20 protein-coding genes are annotated in these 20715 nt (G+C 71.0%); 5 read left to right on the forward strand and 15 right to left on the reverse strand.

Going from position 1 to position 20715, the window contains the following annotated elements; translation table 11 throughout:
- Positions 1–51: 51 nt before the first annotated feature.
- On the forward strand, positions 52–645 hold the full coding sequence (locus tag JIAGA_RS32105; RefSeq protein WP_035812931.1) for a GNAT family N-acetyltransferase: 594 nt from the start codon (positions 52–54) through the stop codon (positions 643–645).
- Here JIAGA_RS32105 and JIAGA_RS0124480 read toward each other — a convergent pair whose 3' ends face one another.
- The 3 genes from JIAGA_RS0124480 to fbaA all read right to left on the reverse strand — a co-directional run bounded on the left by JIAGA_RS0124480 (position 646) and on the right by fbaA (position 3434).
- Positions 646–1932, reverse strand: a complete 1287-nt coding sequence (locus JIAGA_RS0124480; RefSeq protein ID WP_026877701.1) for an adenylosuccinate synthase — start codon at positions 1930–1932, stop codon at positions 646–648.
- Between the two features lie 69 nt (positions 1933–2001).
- Entirely contained in the window at positions 2002–2412 is a 411-nt protein-coding gene (locus JIAGA_RS0124485; RefSeq protein ID WP_035812932.1) for a DUF3151 domain-containing protein, read from the reverse strand.
- Entirely contained in the window at positions 2412–3434 is a 1023-nt protein-coding gene (gene fbaA / locus JIAGA_RS0124490) for a class II fructose-bisphosphate aldolase (RefSeq protein ID WP_026877702.1), read from the reverse strand. Before fbaA ends, JIAGA_RS0124485 begins: the two co-directional genes overlap by 1 nt.
- 274 nt (positions 3435–3708) lie before the next feature.
- Here fbaA and JIAGA_RS35845 point away from each other — a divergent pair, with 274 nt between their 5' ends.
- Positions 3709–3975, forward strand: coding sequence for an HPr family phosphocarrier protein (locus JIAGA_RS35845; RefSeq protein WP_026877703.1), 267 nt, complete (start codon positions 3709–3711; stop codon positions 3973–3975).
- 133 nt (positions 3976–4108) lie between these two features.
- A complete protein-coding gene (locus JIAGA_RS0124500; RefSeq protein ID WP_084470061.1) occupies positions 4109–4834 on the forward strand; it encodes a FadR/GntR family transcriptional regulator in 726 nt (241 codons plus the stop codon).
- 117 nt (positions 4835–4951) lie between these two features.
- Here the strand turns inward: JIAGA_RS0124500 and JIAGA_RS36290 are convergent, their stop codons facing one another.
- The 7 genes from JIAGA_RS36290 to JIAGA_RS0124530 form a co-directional block, all read right to left on the reverse strand.
- On the reverse strand, positions 4952–5092 hold the full coding sequence (locus JIAGA_RS36290; RefSeq protein ID WP_084470063.1) for a nucleotidyltransferase domain-containing protein: 141 nt from the start codon (positions 5090–5092) through the stop codon (positions 4952–4954).
- Between the two features lie 120 nt (positions 5093–5212).
- Positions 5213–6139, reverse strand: a complete 927-nt coding sequence (locus JIAGA_RS0124505; protein ID WP_026877705.1) for an aminoglycoside phosphotransferase family protein — start codon at positions 6137–6139, stop codon at positions 5213–5215.
- A 7-nt stretch (positions 6140–6146) separates the two neighbouring features.
- Complete coding sequence (locus JIAGA_RS32110; RefSeq protein ID WP_211239838.1) at positions 6147–6818, reverse strand: ribonuclease H family protein; 672 nt, start codon at positions 6816–6818, stop codon at positions 6147–6149.
- 80 nt (positions 6819–6898) lie between these two features.
- On the reverse strand, positions 6899–8227 hold the full coding sequence (locus tag JIAGA_RS0124515; protein WP_084470064.1) for an alkaline phosphatase family protein: 1329 nt from the start codon (positions 8225–8227) through the stop codon (positions 6899–6901).
- 105 nt (positions 8228–8332) lie between these two features.
- A complete protein-coding gene (locus JIAGA_RS0124520; protein WP_026877707.1) occupies positions 8333–10600 on the reverse strand; it encodes an ATP-binding cassette domain-containing protein in 2268 nt (755 codons plus the stop codon).
- Positions 10597–11376 carry an ABC transporter permease gene (locus JIAGA_RS0124525; RefSeq protein ID WP_026877708.1) on the reverse strand — a complete coding sequence of 260 codons (780 nt, stop codon included), beginning with the start codon at positions 11374–11376 and terminating at the stop codon, positions 10597–10599. The genes JIAGA_RS0124520 and JIAGA_RS0124525 overlap by 4 nt, the downstream gene beginning before the upstream one ends.
- Positions 11373–12320 (reverse strand): ATP-binding cassette domain-containing protein, encoded by a 948-nt coding sequence (locus JIAGA_RS0124530; protein ID WP_026877709.1) that lies wholly within the window; start codon positions 12318–12320, stop codon positions 11373–11375. Before JIAGA_RS0124530 ends, JIAGA_RS0124525 begins: the two co-directional genes overlap by 4 nt.
- Before the next feature lie 67 nt (positions 12321–12387).
- Between JIAGA_RS0124530 and JIAGA_RS0124535 the strand changes: the two genes are divergently transcribed.
- Both JIAGA_RS0124535 and JIAGA_RS0124540 read left to right on the forward strand, forming a co-directional pair.
- Positions 12388–13131 (forward strand): TetR/AcrR family transcriptional regulator, encoded by a 744-nt coding sequence (locus JIAGA_RS0124535; RefSeq protein ID WP_035812935.1) that lies wholly within the window; start codon positions 12388–12390, stop codon positions 13129–13131.
- Between the two features lie 53 nt (positions 13132–13184).
- On the forward strand, positions 13185–14393 hold the full coding sequence (locus JIAGA_RS0124540) for a phospholipase D-like domain-containing protein (RefSeq protein WP_035812937.1): 1209 nt from the start codon (positions 13185–13187) through the stop codon (positions 14391–14393).
- Between the two features lie 40 nt (positions 14394–14433).
- On the opposite strand, the gene JIAGA_RS0124545 is transcribed toward JIAGA_RS0124540, so the two are convergent.
- From JIAGA_RS0124545 to JIAGA_RS0124565, 5 genes are read right to left on the reverse strand one after another with little or no spacing between them, the layout of a single operon-like run.
- The gene (locus tag JIAGA_RS0124545) at positions 14434–16575 is read right to left on the reverse strand and encodes an alpha-galactosidase (RefSeq protein ID WP_026877712.1); all 2142 of its coding nucleotides are present in this window, start codon (positions 16573–16575) and stop codon (positions 14434–14436) included.
- 46 nt (positions 16576–16621) lie between these two features.
- Complete coding sequence (locus tag JIAGA_RS32115; RefSeq protein ID WP_051426469.1) at positions 16622–17557, reverse strand: dihydrodipicolinate synthase family protein; 936 nt, start codon at positions 17555–17557, stop codon at positions 16622–16624.
- A 20-nt stretch (positions 17558–17577) separates the two neighbouring features.
- Entirely contained in the window at positions 17578–18462 is an 885-nt protein-coding gene (locus JIAGA_RS32120; protein WP_084470066.1) for a carbohydrate ABC transporter permease, read from the reverse strand.
- Complete coding sequence (locus tag JIAGA_RS32125; protein ID WP_157553486.1) at positions 18459–19436, reverse strand: carbohydrate ABC transporter permease; 978 nt, start codon at positions 19434–19436, stop codon at positions 18459–18461. Before JIAGA_RS32125 ends, JIAGA_RS32120 begins: the two co-directional genes overlap by 4 nt.
- Positions 19437–19441: 5 nt before the next feature.
- Positions 19442–20707 carry an ABC transporter substrate-binding protein gene (locus JIAGA_RS0124565; protein ID WP_169738933.1) on the reverse strand — a complete coding sequence of 422 codons (1266 nt, stop codon included), beginning with the start codon at positions 20705–20707 and terminating at the stop codon, positions 19442–19444.
- Positions 20708–20715: the final 8 nt, after the last annotated feature.

Consider the following 20715-nt stretch of genomic DNA (forward strand, 5'->3'; position numbering starts at 1 on the left):
GCGACTCGCACAGCGACGGGCCGGGAGGGTCCCGGCCGGAGAGGCACACACGTGATCATCAGACCCTACGCACCCGGTGACGACGCGGCGCTCTACGACATCTGCCTGCGCACCGGCGACAACGGCGGCGACGCGTCCCACCTGTTCACCGATCCGCGGCTGCTCGGCGAGATCTTCGTCGGCCCGTACCTGCGGTTCGAGCCGTCGCTGGCGTTCGTCGTCGACGACGGCGCGGCGGCCGGGTACGTGCTGGGCGCGCGCCACACGCCCTCGTTCGAGGAAGCCTGCGAACAGGAGTGGTGGCCGCCGCTACGCCGCCGTTACCCTCGCGACTCCTTCCCGGCCGGCACCCGCGACGCGCACTACGTCGAGATCATCCACGAACGCCGGAACGCCGACCCCGCGATCATCGACGAGTACCCTGCTCACCTGCACATCGACATGCTGCCGCGGGCGCAGGGTCACGGCATGGGGCGGGCGTTGATGGAGCGACTGCTGGCCGCGCTGCGCGACGCCGGCGCGCCGGGGGTGCACCTGGGTGTGGGCGCCGCCAACGTCCGGGCCATCGGGTTCTACGAGCGCATGGGCTTCGCCACGCTCCGGGCGTCCGAGAACGGCCGGGTCATGGCACGCGCCACGACCTGATCAGCGCACCAGGTCGCGGACGGCGACGATCTCCTCACGCCCCGGGCCCACCCCGACCGCCGACACCGGGGCGCCGCACAGCCGCTCGACCGCCTCGACGTAGCGACGGGCCGCCGGCGGCAGGTCGTCCATGCTGCGCGCACCGGTGATGTCGTCGTCCCAGCCCTCGAAGTACTCGAAGACCGGGACGGCGTGGTGGAAGTCGGTCTGTGTCATCGGCATCTCGTCGTACCGGACGCCGTCGACCTCGTACGCCACGCACACCGGCACCGGGTCGTAGCCGGTGAGCACGTCGAGCTTGGTGAGTACGAGGTCGGTGGTGCCGTTGATGCGGGTGGCGTACCGGCCGATGACCGCGTCGAACCAGCCGCACCGGCGCGGCCGGCCGGTGGTGGTGCCGAACTCGCCGCCGGCCTTGCGCAGCCGGTCGCCCTCGTCGCCGAAGAGCTCGGTCGGGAACGGGCCCTCGCCGACCCGCGTGGTGTAGGCCTTGAGCACCGCGATGACGCTGTCGACGCGGGTGGGCGGGACACCGGAACCGGTACAGGCGCCACCGGCCGTCGCGTTCGACGAGGTCACGAACGGGTAGGTGCCGTGGTCGACGTCGAGCAGCGTGGCCTGCCCGGCCTCCATGATCACGACCTTGCCCTCGTCCAGCGCCCCGGCCAGCAGCAACGAGGTGTCGGTGACCATCGGGCGCAACCGGTCGGCGTAGCTCATCAGCTCGTCGACGACCTCGTCGACGGTGACCGCGCGCCGGTTGTACACCTTCACCAGCAGCTGGTTCTTCTGGTCCAGCGCGCCCTCGACCTTCTGCCGCAGGATTTTCTCGTCGAACAGGTCCTGCACCCGCAGGCCCACTCGGGACATCTTGTCCGCGTAGGTGGGGCCGATGCCGCGGCCGGTGGTGCCGATGCGCCGCTGACCGAGGAACCGCTCGGTCACCTTGTCCAGCGTCCGGTTGTACGACGGGATCAGGTGCGCGTTGGCGCTAACCACCAGGCGGGACGTGTCGATGCCGCGGGCTTGGAGGGTGTCGAGCTCCTCGAAGAGCACGGCGAGGTCGACCACGACGCCGTTGCCGATGACCGGCGTGACGTTCGGCGACAGGATGCCCGACGGCAGCAGGTGCAGCGCGTAGGTCTCGCCGTCGATGACGACGGTGTGGCCGGCGTTGTTTCCGCCGTTGAACTTCACGACGTAGTCGACCGAGCTGCCGATGAGGTCGGTGGCCTTGCCTTTGCCTTCGTCGCCCCACTGGGCGCCGACCAGGACGATCGCGGGCATTATCCCCCTTGGTTCTGAGGTGATCGAGAGGGAGCCACTACCCCTCGGGGGCAGCGGCTCCGTCGTTGATCACCGGAGCGTGTCGGCCGCGGTGGGGCTGGAATCGCGCAGGAACTCCGCGCACCGGGTGGCCTCTTCGGCCTCGCCGATGGCCTCCGCGGCCCGGCCCAACGCGTAGAGCGAACGGAGGAACCCCTGGTTGGGCTCGTGCTCCCACGGAATCGGCCCGTGGCCCTTCCAGCCGTTGCGACGCAGCTGGTCCAGGCCGCGGTGGTAGCCGGTGCGGGCGTACGCGTACGACGTCACCGCGTCGCCGGCCGCGAACGCGCGGTCGGCGAGCTCGGCCCAGGCCAGCGAGAATTCCGGGTGCCCGGCGGCCACGGTGGACGGGTCGACGCCCGACGCCAGCGCCTCGCGGGCGTCGGGGTCGTCGGGCAGGAACGTCTCCGGCGGGCCGCCGAGCAGGTTCTCTCCGGGCATCAGCGCAGCTTCTGACCGGCCGAGCGCAGCTGCTGCGCGGCCTCGACGACGCGGGCGGCGAGCCCGGCCTCGGCCAGCTTCCCCCAGGCACGCGGGTCGTAGGCCTTCTTGTTGCCGACCTCGCCGTCGATCTTCAGCACGCCGTCGTAGTTGCGGAACATGTGGTCCACGACCGGGCGGGTGAACGCGTACTGGGTGTCGGTGTCGATGTTCATCTTGACCACGCCGTAGTCGACCGCGGCCGAGATCTCCTCCGCGGTGGAGCCGGAGCCGCCGTGGAACACCAGGTCGAACGGCTTGTCCTTGCCGTACCGCTCGCCGACGGACTGCTGGATGTCGCGCAGGATCTCCGGACGCAGCTTGACGTTGCCCGGCTTGTAGACGCCGTGCACGTTGCCGAACGTCAGCGCGGTCAGGTACCGGCCGCGCTCGCCGACGCCGAGCGCCTCGGCGGTGGCCAGGCCGTCCTCGACGGTGGTGTAGAGCTTGTCGTTGATCTCGTGGGCGACGCCGTCCTCCTCGCCGCCGACGACGCCGACCTCGATCTCGAGGATGGTCTTCGCGTCGGCCGAGAGCGCGAGCAATTCCTCGGCGACCTTGAGGTTCTGGTCCAGCGGCACGGCCGAGCCGTCCCACATGTGCGAGCCGAACAGCGGGGCCTGACCGGCCTTCACCCGCTCGGTGGACGCGGCCAGCAGCGGCTTGACCCACTGTTCGACGGCGTCGAGCGGGGCGTGGTCGGTGTGCAGCGCGATCTGCACGTCGTAGCTCTTGGCGACCTCGTGGGCGAACGCGGCGAACGCGATGGCCCCACGGACGCGGTCCTTGACGGTCGGGCCGGAGATGTACTCGGCACCCCCGGTGGAGACCTGGACGATCCCGTCGCTCTCGGCGTCGGCGAAGCCCTTGATGGCGGCGTTCAGGGTCTGCGACGACGTCACGTTGATGGCGGGATACGCGAACGAGCCGGCCTTGGCCCGGTCGATCATCTCGGCGTAGACCTCGGGAGTGGCGATGGGCATAAACGCTCCGTTCCGGTCGGACGGCAGGTCCCCGGCCGTCCGGTGTCACGCCCCACGGCGGCGGGGGGCTCGCATGTCAGGCCCAGTATTCACCGTAACGCCCCGGCAACGCGAAAGCGGCCCACCAGCACTCTGTGTCGATCATGCTGAATCAGGGTCGCACGACCTGCGAGCACCTCGTCCGGTCGCCCTCGTCCGGAGTCGTCCGGGTGCGTGTCGGGACTCCCGGATAGGCTTGGGGGCCGGAACACACGAGCTCACCAGAGGAGACGCCGTGCCAGAGCGCACCGCAGTCGTCGCGAGCAAGGCGGGCCTGCACGCCCGGCCCGCAGCCGTCTTCGTCAAGGCCGCGGCCGAGCAGCCCACGAAGGTCACCATCCGCAAGCCGGACGGTGACCCGGTCGACGCCGCCAGCATCCTGTCGATCATGACCCTCGGGGTGGAGCAGGGCGACGAGGTCATCCTGTCCGCCGACGGCGACAAGGCCGACCAGGCGCTCGACGCGCTCGTCAGCCTGCTCGAACGCGACCTGGACGAGTAGCCGCACCGATCTGCCCGGACGCTGCAGGTGGCTGGTCCGCCTGCAGCGTCGCTGTTTCCGCAGGTCGGTAGCTTGTGTCGGCGCACATTGCTCGGTTATCCTACAAATCATCAGCGCCGGGAGGAGTAGTCAGGTGGCTCAGGGGGAGCAGACGAGGCAGTTGACGGCGTTGCCGCGGCCGCCGAGCCTGCACGAGTCCGTCCAGACCGCACTTCGGGATCACATCCTCACCAACGGCCTGAAAGCCGGTGACGGCCTGCCGGCCGAAGGCGCGCTCGCCCAGCAGCTCGGCGTCAGCCGCAACTCCGTCCGCGAGGCGGTGAAGGGCCTCGTCTCGCTCGGCATCCTCGAGACCCGCCGCGGCAGCGGCGTTTTCGTCAAGGACTTCTCGCTGTCGCTGCTCATCGACAACCTCCCCTTCAACCTGCTGTTCGATTCCAGCGAGCTCGCCGACCTCCTCGAGGTGCGCCGAGCCGTCGAGAACGACCTCGTCGCCCGGGCCGTGGCCAACCTGAGCGAGCAGACCAAGGCCGACCTGGCGCGGATCCTTGCCGAGATGAAGGCCAAGGCCGACCGCGGCGAGGACGTCCTGGCCGAGGACCGCCGCTTCCACCGCACCCTGTTCGCCGATGCCGGCAACGCCGTCGCGCTGAAGCTGCTCGACGCGTTCTGGCTGACCATGAGCCACGCGGTCGCCCAGCGCGCCGAGATCGCCGACGACAGTCCCGCCGACACCTACCGCCAGCACGACGCCATCTACCGGGCGGCACTGGACGGCGACGTCGACGGCGTTCACGAGGCGCTGTCGGCCCACTACACACCCATCCTGAGCCGCCTGGACCGCACCGGCCCGCTGTAGTGGACACCTAGCGGTGTCAAGCGGCCACCCTGGTCGTGGCACCAGCACTCGCTGCTAGCCGCCGTTGAAGGCGTCATGGATCGTGCGGCCGGTGACCGACCCCACCCACCATGATCATCAACCGCTGGGTGCGCCATCACACGCCCACCCGTTGATGATCACGCTATCCATGTCGCTGTTCGGGGTTTCGGCGCCCCGCGCCACGCTGCCGAACAGGCGCAGGTTGGATACGCCATGCCGGCCAGCAGCCTCACGCATGGCGTCGAGATGTTCAAGAACCCTCCGACCCAGCGGCCCCCGCAGTTCGTGTCCCGACCACCCGTCGCGACGCACTCACCTCCAGGCTGTGTCCGGCGGCGTCGATGAGTGGATGCCCATTCATCGGGAGCGATGCCGCAGCAAGACCTCTGCCAACGTGACCTGGGGCGGGTCGAGTGCGGTCTTGCCGTCCTCGATGTCCCACAGCGCGTTCTGGAGGACCCGCCCGAGCGTCCATCCGGTGGCCCGCTCCCGGCCCACGCCGACGATCTCCGTCATGAGGTCGAAGCGGCGCAGCACCGCCCGGACCGGATCGGAGCTGGCGACGATGGTGTTCCAGCGGCTGTTCAGCGCCGGCCACAGATCGAAACCGGGGTCGCCGGCCAGCGGTTCCGGGTCGATGGCCAGCCATGGTTCGCGCTGCCCGGCGAGGACGTTCTCGTCGTGCAGGTCCCAGTGCAGCAGGCACTCGCCGGCGTCGGGAACGAGATCGGCGACGACGGCGGCGCAGGTGCGCACCAGGCGCTGCTCGGCCGGGTCGTGCAGCGCCGGGACGGCGGCAGGGGTCTGGTCGATCATGGCCGTCGCGACGTCCGCCAACCGCCGGAGGCCCGCCGGCGCCTCGACCGCGGCCAGTCGCGCCAGCAGCTCGGCCAGGACGGTCATGACGGTGTCGTCGTCGGTCAGCACGGCGAGGGGACGGCTGGCGTCGAGCCGTTCCAACAGCATGGCTCCGGTGCCGGGGTCGTGATCGAGCAGCCGCACGATGCCGACGCCGTTCCAGGTGCGCAGGCCCAGCGCGGCGCCGGCGTTGTCATCGCTGACCGGTTGCAACCGCAGCACAGCGGGCTCCCCGTCGGTGCGGAGCACCGGCACCACCAGCGACGCCATGCCGTTCGCCGATGGCCCGTCCGGCCGTAGCGACCACCGCTCCAGGGTGTCGGCTACCAGGCGGGGCAGCCCGGCCAGCCACGAACGGCCGGCGTCGTCACGTCCGTACGACGCGACGAGCTCGGCCGGGACGTCGTCGGGAATCGCAGCGGTCAACCGTGGCCTACGACTGAGCCAGCTTGGCGGCGACGGCGAGCTCGTCGACGAGGTCGTTCATGGGGTCACCGGAGTGGCCCTTGACCCAGCGGAAGGCGATGTCGCCGCGCTCGTCGAACAGGTCGATGAGCGGTTCCCACAGGTCGCGGTTGGCGACCGGAGCCCGTGCCGACGTGACCCAGCCTCGCGCCCGCCAGTTGCGCCACCACCCGTCGCGGAAGCAGTTGACGACGTAGGCGGAGTCGCTCACGACCACCAGCGGACCGGACAGTGCCCGCACCGCCTCGAGTGCCGCCCGGATCTCCATCCGCTGGTTCGTGGTGCTCGGCTCGGAGCCGGCGGCGAACCGTTCGCGATCGACCGCCCAGGCCCATCCGCCCGGTCCGGGCGTGCCGGAGCAGGCACCGTCGGTGAACACCTCGACCGCGCCGTCGGGGGCTGGCATGGACGGCGGTCGCGGACGGCGCTTGCGGACGGGCGCGGCTGGCGCCCCGCCCGGTGCATTGCCGGCCGCGGAGCCTGCCCCCACACCCGCCGGCACCTCGACCAGGGCCGGAGCGCCGGCGCACCCCGCATGCGCCCAGGTCCGATTGCGCCCGGAACCCGAGCTCTCGATCTCTTCACCGGGCTTGATGCCTCCGGCGCACACTCCGCACCGGCCGGCGAACTTCGCGAGCACGAACACCCTCTCCTCGTGGCGGGACCTGCTCCTGCTCCCGGCACCCTAACCCGCTCCGATGACAACGGCGGGCACGCGTATCAGTGCGTCGCGCCGCCGTGCTGAAGTGCCTCGTCGAGCACGCGACCTTCCGCCTGCGCCGGCGCGGGGATGCCGAGCAAGGCGGCGATGGTCGGTGCGATGTCGACGTGCCGCGCCTGGTCGAGCCTGGCCCGCGGGCTGACGCCCCGGCCCGCCACCAGCAGGGCGGCCTCTCGCTCACCCGTGCGGCCGTGGTAGCCGCGCGGGCCGTCGGGGTCCTCCATGCCGAACGACCAGCCGGCCGCGGGCTCGGCCACCAGGTCACCCAGCAACGGACTGGCGCCGAACGCGTCGAGGTCGGCGCGGTCGTACACGCGCTCCACGGGTTCGACCGCTTCGAGTGCGGCGCGGGCTCGCGCGATGCCGTCGGCGGTACGCGCCGCGCCGAGCAGGTGGACGCTGGCAACGCCACCGACGACCAACGCGACGTCGGTCGACGCAGCCGGCGCCGCGCCCGGCGAGACGAACTCGGGGGTGAAACCCGCCTCGGTCAGCGCGGTGAGCGCGAGACCACCGAACCCGCGGGTGAACGTCGTCATGCCGTGATCGCCGAGGATGACGAAGGCGGTACTGCCGTAGATGCCGACGTCCTTCGTCGCCTGCACGAGCCGTCCCAGCGCGGCGTCGAGGCCGGCCAGCGTGGGCCCCATGGCGGGAGATTCCGCACCCTCACGGTGGCCCAGAGCATCGAGGTCGTCCGCGTACACGGCGAGCAGCGTCGGCGGTTCCTCGACGGTGACCGTCGTGGATCCTGACCGCACCGGCCGGCCGTGCAGGATGTCGACCGCCACGTCGAAGCGGGCCGGACCGGTGCCACCAGGCTGCACGTACAGAGCGCGGGGGTCGCCGAAGACGACCCCGTGGTTCTGCACGATGAAGAACTGGACCGACGCGACGGTTCCGCCCGCGGCGGCCACGGCCTCGGCGATGCTCTGGGCCTCCAGAGTCCGGTTCTGGCTCACGGCGCGCCCGGTGGACGGGTCCAGGAAGTAGGGCGTGTTGAGATGAGTGCGCGGCCATGCACCGGTGGCGACACTGGCCCACGACGTGTTGGTGATGGATGGGAAGCACCCGGTCGTGGTGCCGAGGACACCGCGCCGGGTCAACTGGTCGAGGTTCGGTGTCTCGAGCAGGTCGAGGTAGGCGGGATCGAACCCGTCCCACGCGATGAGCACCACGTGCCGGGCCGGTGCGAGCCGGCCCCCACTGACCTCTGCCCGGGCCGCGGAGGGCAGCGTGAGGGCGGCCGCGGTCCCCGCGCCGGCCGCGAGTACGGCACGACGGCTGACCGAACGCACGGATTGCGGAGGGTTGGTCGGTTTCGTCATGGCCGGTGAGCATCCCAGATCGCGGTGAACTCCGCTCGTCGCCCACGTGGCGGCGCGCCGTGAGGCAGATGGCCCGCACGCGCGGACCGGCCCTGCCCGCACCTCTCACTGCCGGCCGTCGAGGTGGCGGCGGAGGTACTCGGCCGTGTGGGTGGTGCCGTCCGTGGCCAGCAGTGCGGGAGTGCCCTCGAAGACGACCTGACCGCCGTCGTGGCCGGCCTCCGGGCCCAGGTCGATGACCCAGTCGGCCGCGGCGACGACGTCGAGGTTGTGCTCGATGACGATGACCGTGTTGCCGTCGTCGACCAGGCGGTTGAGCAGGTCGACGAGGTGGTCGACGTCGGCGAGGTGGAGCCCGGTGGTGGGTTCGTCGAGCACGTAGAGCTTGCCGCCGGCGAGGAGTTCGCTGGCCAGCTTGAGCCGCTGCCGCTCGCCACCGGAGAGCGTCGTGAGCGTCTGCCCGAGCGCGATGTAGTCGAGCCCGACGTCACGCATGCGCTCCAGGACCGCGACGACCGGCGCTTCGGTGAAGAACTCCAGGGCCTCGGCGACGTTCATCTCGAAGACGTCGGCGATGGACCGGCCTCGCACCAGGTGCTGCTGGGCCTCCTCCTTGAAGCGGCGGCCCCGGCAGGTCTCGCAGGGCGTGGTGACGCCGTCCATGAACGCGAGGTCGGTGAAGATGACCCCGGCGCCCTGACATGCGTCGCACGCACCGGTTGAGTTGGGGCTGAACATCGCCGCCGGCGCGCCGGTGGTCTTCGCGAACAGCGCCCGGATGGGGTCGAGCATGCCGGTGAACGTGGCCGGGCTGGAGCGGCGCGACCCGCGGATGGGGCTCTGGTCGAGCATGACCGCGTCGGGCCGCACCCGCGGCAGGTGCCCGTGGATCAGGCTGCTCTTGCCTGAGCCGGCCACGCCGGTGACGGCGGTGAACACGCCCAGCGGGATGTCGACGGTGACGTCGCGCAGGTTGTGGGTGGATGCTCCCTCGATACGGACCTGGCCGGTCGGGGTGCGGACCGCCGTGCGCACCGGCCGCGACGACCGCAGCCCGGCACCGGTTCTGGTGTCGGACTTGACCAGGCCGTCGAACCCGCCCTGGTAGGTGAGGGTGCCGCCGGCCCGCCCGGCCCCCGGCCCCATGTCAATGCAGTGGTCGGCGATGGCCATGATCTCCGGATCGTGTTCGACGACGACCACCGTGTTGCCCTTGTCGCGCAGCTCCAGCAGCAGTTCGCCGAGCCGGTGGACGTCGCGCGGATGCAGGCCGACGGTGGGCTCGTCGAACACGTAGAGCATGTCCGCGAGGCTGCTGCCGAGGTGCCGGACCATCTTCACCCGCTGCGACTCGCCACCGGAGAGCGTCGACGTGGCGCGGTCGAGGCTCAGGTAGCCCAGGCCGAGGATGCACAGCCGTTCCACCTGCTCGGCGGCGTCCTCGACCAGCGGCGCAACACTCGGATCGGTGATGGAGCGGATGACGCCGGCGAGGTCGTCCGCCTGCATGGCGTTGAGGTCGGCGATGGATCGCCCGTCGATCAGCGACGAACGGGCCGCCTCACCCAACCGGGTGCCTCCGCAGTCGGGGCAGACCCCGCGGGTGACGATGCGTTCGAACGCCTCACGGGTCTTGCCCTTGAAGGAGTCGACCTCCTTGTGCAGGTAGAGCCGGTTGAACCGGGCGATGACACCCTCATAGCTGGTGACGTCGGGATTCGGCGCCTTGAGCGTGCCGGCCTCGGCGTACATGAGCGTGTTCCACTGCTCGTCGGTGTAGTCACGCAGCGGCATCGCGGGGTCGAAGAACCCGCTGTTGGCGTAGGAGCGCCAGAACCACTGCCCGACCCCGAACGCGGGGAACGTGAGCGCGCCGTCCTGCAGTGAGCGGTCCCGGTCGACCAGCTGCGACTCGTCGACCACACTGACCACGCCGAGGCCCTGACAGCGAGAGCACATGCCCTGCGGGTCGTTGAACGAGAACACGTTGGAGAAGCCGGCGAACGGTTGCCCCACCCGGGAGAAGATCAGCCGCAGCCTGGCTCCGATGTCGGTGGCCGTGCCGACGGTGGAGCGGGCGCCGCCACCGAGCCGTTTCTGGTCGACGACGGTGACGGCACACAGGTTCGACATGCGATCGACGTCGGGCTGGCCATAACTGGGCAGTCGGTTCTGCGCGAACGCGCTGAACGTGGCGTTGAGCTGACGCTGCGACTCCGCCGCGAGGGTGTCGAACACCAGCGACGACTTACCCGAACCGGACACCCCCGTGACCACCGTCAGCCGTCGCTTCGGGATGTCGACGTCGATGTCGCGCAGGGTGTGCTCGCGGGCACCCCTGACCTCGATGGAACCGTAGTCGGCCAGCGTCATCGGTTGGACCTCCGGTAAGCGGCGACGGACAACGGGGCGAAGACCACGGTCATCAGGATGGGCCAAGCCACCGACAAGGTCAGCGCGTGCTCGCTCGGCCAGCCTCCCGCCGCCACACCCGGGTTGCCGAACAGCGAGCGCACGGCGTCCGCCGTCGCCGACAGCGGGCTCCACTCGGCCACGGCGCCCAGCCAGCGCGGCATCGTCACCGGGTCGAGGAACACGGTCGACAAGAAGCCGAGCGGCCAGACCAGGATCTGCGCCGCGGCCACGGCCTCCGGCCCGGACGCCCGCAGCCCGGCGTAGACACCCACCCACTGGATGCCGAAGCGCAGCAGGAGCAGCAGGCCGTACGCACCCAGAGCCCCAGCCAGACCGTCCTCCCACCGCCAGCCGAGAGCGAACCCGGCGAGAGTCATGGCGGCCAGCCCGGCCACGGCGGCGGCCAGGTCAGCCGCACAACGGCCGAGCAGCACGGCGCCGCTGTGCATCGGCAGCGTGCGGAACCGGTCGGTCACCCCGCGCGCGGCGTCGGCGGTGATCGCGGCCATGGTGGTCTCGAGGCCGAACAGCATGGTCAGCGCCAGCACGCCGGGCACGACGAACGGGATGTAGTCGGCGGCGCTGCCGGCTACGGCGCCACCGAACAGCCCGCCCATCATCAGCACGACGAGCACCGGGAACAGCAGGGTGACCAGGAACGGGACCGGCTGGGCCCGCCAGTGGCCGACGGTCCGCCCGGCCAGTACCAGGGAATCATGGACCAGAGTCGTCATCGTGCGGCCTCCTCTGTGGCGCGGTTGACGTGGACGAAGACGTCGTCGAGCGTGGGCTGGCGGACGGTGACCTCGACCGGTTCGACCCCGGCGGCCGCCAGCGCGCCACACACCCGGGTGACGGCGACGGCGTCGGGCACCGGCACCGCGACCGCCGTTCCCGTCGTCGACACGACTCCGACGGCGTGGGGCGCGGCCACCCTGACGGCCAGTTCGGCCGATTCCCCGGTGGCCAGCCGCAGGACCACCGTGGTCTGGCCCACCAGTGACGTCAGCTCGGCCGGGCTGCCCTCCAGGACGATCTTTCCGTCCCGGAGCATGGCGACGTGGTCGGCGAGCGCGTCGGCCTCGTCCAGGTACTGCGTGGTGAGCAGCACCGTGACACCGTCGTCGACGAGGCGGCGCACGGTGGCCCACACCTCGCGCCGGGCATCGGGGTCCAGGCCGGTGGTCGGCTCGTCGACGAACAACACGGACGGCGGCACGACCAGGCTCGCGGCCAGGTCGAGCCGGCGACGCATTCCGCCGGAGTAGGTCGCGACCGGACGGCCCGCGGCCTCGTCCAGGCCGAACCGGGCGATGAGCTCGTCCGCGCGGGCTCTCGCCGCTGCCTTTGACAGCCCGTTCAACCGGCCGAAGAGGACCAGGTTGGCCCGGCCGGGCAGGATCTCGTCGACTGCCGCGTGCTGTCCGACCAGGCCCATCGCCCGTCGCACGCCGGCACCGTCGGACCGCACGTCGCGTCCGGCCACCGTCGCCGTCCCGTCGTCCATGGCCAGCAACGTGGTCAGGACTCGCACCGCCGTCGTCTTGCCGGCACCGTTGCGGCCCAACAACGCGCAGACCGTGCCCGCCTGCACCGTCAGGTCGAAACCGTCCAGGGCCGGGTGGTCCGCGCCGCGGTAGTGCTTGCGGAGCCCCCGTGCCTCGATGGCTGCTTTCACTCACCCTCCTCGTCTCGCAGTCCGTACAGTGTACGGTACAACGTACGGAAGGTGAGAGGATATTTCCGTGCCCTCGAACACACCGCGCCCGACCGACCCCACCCGCCTGGTCCGGCTGCTGTGGGAGCCGTCGGACCGGCCCGGCCGCAGCGGCCTGACCAAGCGGTCCATCGTCGAGAACGCCATCGCCATCGCCGACGCCGAAGGGCTCGGCGCGCTGACCATGCGGCGGGCGGCCGAGCGCCTCGGCGCCGGAGCGATGTCGCTGTACACGCACGTGCCCGGAAAGCCGGAACTGGTGGAGCTCATGCTCGACACCGTCGTCACCGAGGTCTACGCCGACGGCCGGTTGCCCGGCGATCACGACGACTGGCGGGCCGGGCTGCGCCACATCGCCGAGCGCAACTGGCAGCACCACCTGCGCCATCCCTGGACGGTAGAGGTCCTGCCCGGCCGGCCGGTCGTCGGGCCGGGCGTCACCGCCAAGTACGAGCACGAACTGGCGCCCCTCGACGGCATCGGCCTGTCCGACGTCGAGATGGATCAGCTGCTCTGCGGACTCCTGGCCCTGGTCGAGGCCACCGCCCGGCAACAGGTCGGACTCGACCGGGTCCGCGCGGGCACCGGCGACCTCGACTGGTGGTCCGCGGTCGGCCCGGCGCTGGGCCAGGCCATGCACGGACACAGCTTCCCGCTGGCCGACCGGGTGGGCACCGCGACCGGCGAGGCCACCGGAGCCGGGGATCCGCTCGCCTCGATGCGCCTCACCGTCGACCACCTGATCTCCGGCCTCGAGCGCCGCCTCAGCTGAGAGTTCACCCTGCATTGGCGAGCCGTTCCCGCAGGCAGGGAACGGTGTGGCCCATGACCGTCCTACTACGACGCCGCATCGCCCGTTCCCTCGCCCTGGCCACCGTCGCGGCGGCGCTGATCGCGCCCGCCCCGGTGCTCGCCGAAGACGGCGCCCGCGCCGGCGAACACGACGACGGCCGGCCATGCCGCGATGCCGCACGAGCCCCAGTGACCACCGGCGTCGTGGTCAACAACCCGGTAGCCGGTGACGGCGACGCGATCGTGCGGCGGATCTGCGGCATGGTGCACCAGGCCCCCAACGGGTCGCTGATCCGGATCGCGCACTTCGTCATCTCCGGAACCAGCGGCCAGGACTTCGTCGACGCACTCGTCGCCGCGCATCGCCGTGGCGTGAACGTGCAGGTGGTGCTGGACGGCTGGCAGGTGACCAACGCGGCGGTCACGGCGCTACGGGCCGAGCTCGGCACCGACCGGACGCAGCGGTCGTGGCTGCATGTCTGCACCGGCCTGTCGCCTGAGGGGAACACCGCCGCCTGCATCGGCACGAAGGGCCAGCACAACAAGTTCTACCTGTTCTCCGAGACCGGCGGCGCCGCGGACGTCGTCGTCCAGTCGTCGGCCAACTTCACCGACCTCAACACGACGACCTACTGGAACAACGCGACCACCGTCGTGGGGAGCCGGGAGCTGTACGACGCCTACGGCTCATACTTCGACGACCTGGCCGCGGAGCGGCGCACGGACGACTATGACCGCGCGGTCACAACCAGGGTTCGGGGCGGCACCGTCACAGCGCACTTCTTCCCCATCGCCGACGGCGACCCGGTGGTGGATCACCTCGCCCGCGTGAGTTGCAGCACGCCCACGACCATCCGGATCGGCATGTCCGAGTGGGACACCCATCGGATCGGGATCGCGCAGCGCCTGGTCGAGCTGGCCGGTTCCGGCTGCCGGGTCTCGATCGTGCACGGTCCTATGGACGACGACGTGCGCGAGCTGCTGTCGTCGGCTCCCGGCGTCGAGCTACACGCCCTCGACGACGGCGGCGCGCTGCCCGGGCGCATCCACTCGAAGTACCTGCTCGTGGAGGGCGAGGTCGACGGCCGTCCGGGGGCCCGCTGGACGCTGACCGGCAGCCCGAACTTCAACACCACCTCGCTGCGTCGCAACGACGAAGCGATGCTGGTCACGGACCTCAAGCCGGTGTACGCCCGCTACCGCGCCAACTTCGATGCCATGGTCACCGCCACCCGCGACTGATCCACCACTTCTGGAGACTTGTGCACGCTACGGAGGCGGTTTAGCGTGCACAAGTCTCCAGAAGTGGCGTGGAGGTCAGTTCGATCGTCAGCACTTGCTCAGGTTGCAGCATCGGTGCGTGGAGCCCGACCGCCGCCAGCACCCGGCCGGGCAGCTCGATGCCGCCGTCGGCCATCCAGGGAGGCTCGATCCCGAACCGCGGCGACGGGCTGCTCAACGCGGGTAGCACACTCACCCGGTAGGTGACGTCGGGGTCGAGGCCGGGCAGCCGCAGCCGGGGCGGAATGTCCGTGCGCAGGGTCGCCAGGGTGACGTAGCTGAACACCGCGTGCCCGTCACCGACCACACCGTGCAGCAGCCGCGGAGCGTCCGTGTCCTCGGCCCGCACGACGCGCCCGGTGTGCAGCAGCGGACGCAGCCGCTTGTAGGTGGCGGCCCATTCGGTGAGGGTCGCGAGCTCCGCCTCGTCGCATTCGGTGATGTCCCATTCGATGCCGGAGTGGCCGAACAGGGCGGTGGCGCAGCGCAGCTCCAAGCTGGTGACCCGGCCGGTGACGTGGGTGCGCGCCGGCCCGACGTGCGCGCCGACCAGCTCCGGCGGCAGCAGCTGCTGGGTCCAGCGCTGGATCGACTGGCGGTCGAGGGGATCGTTCGTGTCCGACGCCCACACCCGGTCGGTGCGTTGGATGACCCCGAGGTCGACCCGCGCGCCGCCGGACGAGCAGGACTCGATCTCCAGCTTCGGATACCGTGAGCGCAGTTCGTCGAGGAGCCGGTACACCGCGGCGGTCTGCTCGTGCACGCCGGCGTGCCCGTCGTGCACCGCCTCCAGCAGGTCGCGGTTGTGGTCCCACTTGAGGTAGTCGATGGCGTACTCGCCGACCAGCGCGTCCAGGCGTTCCAGTAGGTAGGCGTAGGCGTCGGGATGGGCGACGTCGACGACGTGCTGGTTGCGCCACTCGCGCGGGGCGCGATCGGGGCCGTACAGCAGCCAGTCCGGGTGCTCCTCGGCCAGCCGGGAGCGCGGGTTGGCCATCTCCGGCTCGACCCACAGCCCGAACTGCATGCCCAGCGACCGCACGTGGTCGACCAGGGGGTGCAGGCCCTTGGGCCACACGTCGGGGTCGACGTACCAGTCGCCGAGCCCGGCGCCGTCGTCGCGGCGGCCGAGGAACCAGCCGTCGTCGACGACGAACCGCTCGACCCCGACGGCTGCGGCGGCATCGGCCAGCCGCGCCATCCTGTCGACGTCGTGGTCGAAGTAGACCGCTTCCCAGGTGTTCAGCACCAGTGGCCGTGGGGTCGACGGGTGCCCGGGGCGGGCCCGCAGGTGCGTGTGCAGCCGGTGCGCCAGCCCGTCGAGGCCGTCCTCGGCGTAGCCGAAGTACACCACCGGGGTGGCGTACGACTCCCCCGGCGCGAGCACGACCTCGCCGTCGGCGAGCAGCTCACCGGCGCCTAGCGTGGACCAGCCCTCGGGCAGCCGCTCGGCGTCGTGGACGGTCCAGCCGCTCCAGCCGGCGTGCACCGACCAGACCTCGCCGGAGCCGTAGCCGAAGCCCGCCGTCCCGGCGATCAGCAGGCCGGTGCTGGCATGGCCGGTGCGGCCACGGCGGGTCTCCATGGACCGCAGGCCGGGCACGAACGGTTCGCGCTGCGGCGCTTTTTCCAGGCTCCATCGGCCGGTGAAGTGCAGCAGCTCGTCGGCGTGGTCGGGCACCGGCAGCACGGCGCGCACCCCGCCCACGGACCACGCGGTGTCGCCGTCGTTGGTCAGCGTGTGCCGCACGGTCAGCACCCCGGACGCGTCCAGGTCCAGCTCGCTGACCACCGACACCTGGGCTGCCTCGTCGCGGGAGCGCACCCGCACCGACGCACCGTCGACGGTTACGTCGGCGGCGACGAGCCGCAGGTGCGGCCACGCGCGGTCCCGGCTGCCCGCGATGCCGGGCCGCCCGACCCATCCGTCCGCCTGCGCCGGCAGCAGGGTCGGTGCCGCCGGTTCCCGCGGCGACCCGCGGCGCCGGGTTGGCTGAGCGGCGACGCGGAGGGCTGCGAGCGCGGCGTCGTCCAGACCGTCGATGGCGGCACCCCAGTGCGCCACTCGCGGTAGCCCCGGCGTCGCCAGGTCGAGCACGAGGCTCACGCCAGCGCGCGTCAACAGCACGATGCGGTCGTCCATCCGGTCTCCGTCACGAGAGGGCGGCATCACGGTCCGGGACAGCCTGTCAGACCGAACCGACACCGTCCGTCGTGGGTGACACCACCGCGCGCAGCGACGTGAGAAGCGCGTCGACCGCTGCCTGCGCCTCGCCGCTCAGCCGGCCCCACGGCGTACGGGCCGGGCCGGCATCGGGGCCGAACCGGTTGATGAGCTCCTTCACGACGACGATCGAGCCCCACCGGTCCGCGACGGCGGCGATCTCACGGAACGGCCGGTGCAGCGCCAGGGCCCGCTCGATGTCACCGGCCAGGACGCTCGCGCGCACCTGCCGGGCCACTGGCGCAAGCAGGTTGTAGAGGCTGCCGATGGCGCCGGTCGCCCCGCACGCCACGGCGGCCGGCAAGAGCTCGTCGCGGCCGAAGTACACGCGGACGTTCTCGGCGGCCTCCCGGGTGCGGATGAACTCCAGCAGGTCGCCGTCGGTGAACTTGACCGAGGTGAGGCTCGGGATGAGGCCCGCCGCCTCGGCGACGACGGCGGACGGCGCCGCACGCAGCCCGGTCATGGACGGGATGTGGTAGTAGCACAGCGGTACGTCCGGCGCGGCCGCGGCGATCTCGGCCAGGTAGTCGACGATCGCACCGACGGACGGCGGCTCGCCGTAGAACGGGGCCACCGCGGCGATCATGTCCACCCCGGCGTCCGCCGCGTGCCGCGCCAGCCGGCGCGCGTCGACCACGCTCAGGTCGCCCACATGGGCACCGAGCAGGAGCCCGTCGCCGCGCTCCTTCGCCCAGGCGGTGATCAGCTCGGCCCGTTCGTCGACCGTCAAGGCCATCGACTCGCCCGTGGTCCCGCCGACGAACGCACCATCGATGCCGAGCCGGCGCAGCTGCCTGGCCTGTGCGGGGACCACCTCAGCTGCCAGGCTCTGGTCGGCCCGGAACGGGGTGGGCGTCGCCGCCCAGAGCTCGAACTCGTCCGGGGTGTCAGTGGTCATCCAGGGCTCCTCATGACGGATCAACTCTTGCTGGCGCCGGCGGTGAGCCCGCCGACGATGTAGCGCTGCAGGAAGACGAAGAGGACGATGATCGGCAGCGCGACGACGGCCGAGACCGCCATCAGGTCGTTCCACCGGGTGCCGAAGGAGTTCGTCAGCCCGGCCAGGACGACCGTGATGGGCTGCATCGACTCGTCCGAGGCCAGCGCGAGCCCGAACACGAACTCGCCCCAGGCGCCGAGGAAGCTGATGACGGTTACGGTGACCACGCCAGGCAGCGACACCGGCAGGGCGATGCGCAGGAACGCCGACCACGTGGTGCAGCCGTCGACCTTGGCCGCGTCGATCACTTCGCCGGGCACGGAGAGGAAGTAGGGCCGCAACACCGTGATCGCCAGCGGGATCGCGAGCGAACAGTTCGCCAGGATCAAGCCGGCGTAGCTGTTCACCAGGTCCATCCGGCTGAAGATGACGAACATCGGCAGCGCGATGTTCACCGCCGGGATCATCTGCACCACCAGGAACAGCAGCATGAGCAGCGGCACGAACCTGATCTTGAGCCGGGCCAGGGCGTAGGCCGCCGGCACCGCCACCGCGAGCGTCACCAGGGTCGTGCCGACCCCGATGACCGCGCTGTTGAGCAGGCCTCGCCCGATGCCGGAGTGGTTGGCCACTGTCTCGGTGTAGGACGTCAGGCTGATCGGCGACGGGAACAGCTGCGGCGGCGTGGCGAAGATGTCCGCGGAGTCCTTGAACGACGTCGCCAGCATCCAGTACACGGGCAGGAGGTACACGACGGTGATCAGTACGCCACCGGCGCTGAGCCACCAGCGACGTCCGGACCCTTTGTTGGCCGGGCGGGGCGGTGCCGCGGTGGCGGCCGCCGGGGTCGTGGCCGTCGTCATGCCGTCTCCTCCTTACGCAGGTAGCGGAAGTAGAGGATGGACAGGCCCAGCGGCACCACCAGCATGAGCGTCGTCGAGACGGCGCCGGTGTCGAACCGGAAGAACTGGAAGGCCTCGTTGTAGGCGTAGATCGGCAGGATCATGGTCGCCTCACCCGGCCCGCCGCGGGTCATCAGGAACACGGTGTCGAAGGTCTTGAAGGTGTAGATGAAGCAGAGCAGCAGCGCGGTCAGGTTGACCGGCCGCAGCAGCGGCATGGTCACGCTGGCGAAGCGCCGCCACGCTCCGGCTCCGTCGATCTTGGCGGCCTCGTAGAGCTGCTCCGGGATGCTCTGCAAGCCGGCCAGGAGCAGGATCATGACGAACGGGGTGAACGACCACGCCGTCGCGAACACCACCGCGAACAGCGCCGGGACCGGCCGCGCCAGCCAGAACATGTCGCCGTCGATGAGCCCGATCGCCTCGAGCACCGTGTTCAGCAGCCCGTAGCTGCCGTCGAGCATCCACCGCCACACGTTGGCGCTGACGACCGTGGGCAGGATCCAGGCGAGCAGCAGCAGCGAGCGCATGACGTTGCGTCCTGGGAAGCGCTGGTTGAAGTACACCGCCAGCGCCATCCCGAGTCCGAACGCGAACGCCACCGCAAGCCCGGTGTAGAGCAGCGACGTGACCAGCGCGTGCCAGAACGCGCTACGGCCGAGCTGGTCGGCGTAGTTCTCCCAGCCGACCCATTCGGCGTCGCCGGCCACGATCTGTGCCACGCCGACGTCGCGGAAGCTCAGGTCGATGTTGAAGATCAGCGGATACAGCACGGTCGCCGCGACGAAGACGACCGCGGGTACGACGAACAGATAGACCGTCCACCGGCCGGGACCGCGACCGCGGCCTCCGCTCCGGTCGCCCGGGCGGCGGCCGCCGCGGCCGCGGCCGCTCCGGGCGGCGGCCGCGGCGTCCCGCGTTTCCGTCTGCGTCACGGCGGTCACTCGACGTTCGCCAGCGCCTCGTCGATCTTGGCTTGGGCGTCGGCGAGGGCGTCCTCCGGGCTCGACCCGCCCCCGGCGGCGGCCTGCAGCGCACCCTGGATGTGGGTGAAGACCTCGGACGAGGCCGCGGCCACCGCGCCCTCCGGCGCCCAGGCGTTCGCCAACTGCTCGGCGAAGACCGCGCGGATCGGGTCGTCGCCGCTGTCGACGTCGTCGCGGGCGGCCAGCTTGTTGCGCTCCGGGAGGTACTCGGCGAGCACCTCCGGCTGCTGCATCCAGGTGATGACGTCCCAGGCGGCGTCGGCGTTCTCCGTGGTGGCGCCGATCGTGAGGTTCTCGGCGCTCAGGAACGTCGCGGCCTCGACGTCCGACGGCAGCAGCGCGACGTTCCACTGCAGGTCGGGGTTCTCCTCCGCCAGCACGCTGACGTAGGTCGCCGAGTTGATCATCATGGCCGCCTGGCCGTTGGCGAACTGGTTCTTGGCGTCCTCCTCGTTCCAGGTGAGCACCCCGTTGGAGACCGCGCCGGCGGAGATCATGTCCGTGTACTGCGTGAGCGCGGTCGCCGCCTCCGGCGAGTCGAGGGCCGCCGGGTCGCCGCCGGCCGCGAGGATCCGGATGATCAGCGCCGTGGCGCCCTCGTCGCCCTCGATGCCGCTGAACGCCAGCCCGTAGCGGCTGCCGTCGGACAGCTGGGTGGCGACGTCCTGCATGTCGGCCCAGGTGGTGGGCGGCTCCACGCCCGCCTCCGCGAACATGGCTTCGTTGTAGTAGACGGCGTAGGCGTCGGCGACGTGCGGGATCCCGTAGGTGGCGCCGTCGACCTGTGTGGTCTCCCAACTGGTCTCGAAGTAGGCATCCTGCTCGCCCCACTCCTCGACCCGGTCGGACAGGTCCTGGATCACGCCGGCGTCGGCCATGGACTGCGTCATGAAAGCGTTGATCAGGGCGATGTCGGGCAGATCGCCGCCGGCCGCGGACTGCAGCAGCGTACGGGCGAAGTCACCGAACGGGATGTGCCGAGCCTCGATGGTGACGCCCTCGTGCTCCTCCTCATACCGGTCGAGCAGGTTCTGGAAGGCCGCACCGGGAGGCGTGTCCGGCGTGCCGTAGTAGTGCCAGAGCGAGACCGTCGTCTCACCATCGGTGTCGGCGCTGCCGCCGTCGTCGTCGCCGCTGCCACATGCGGCCAGCACCGTCGCGGCGACGAGCACGCCCGCCACCCGTGCCGTCCATGCGGCTCGCCCGCCTGTCCTACGCATGACACCTC

This window comes from Jiangella gansuensis DSM 44835 (genome assembly GCF_000515395.1).
In the GTDB taxonomy this organism is placed as follows: domain Bacteria; phylum Actinomycetota; class Actinomycetes; order Jiangellales; family Jiangellaceae; genus Jiangella; species Jiangella gansuensis.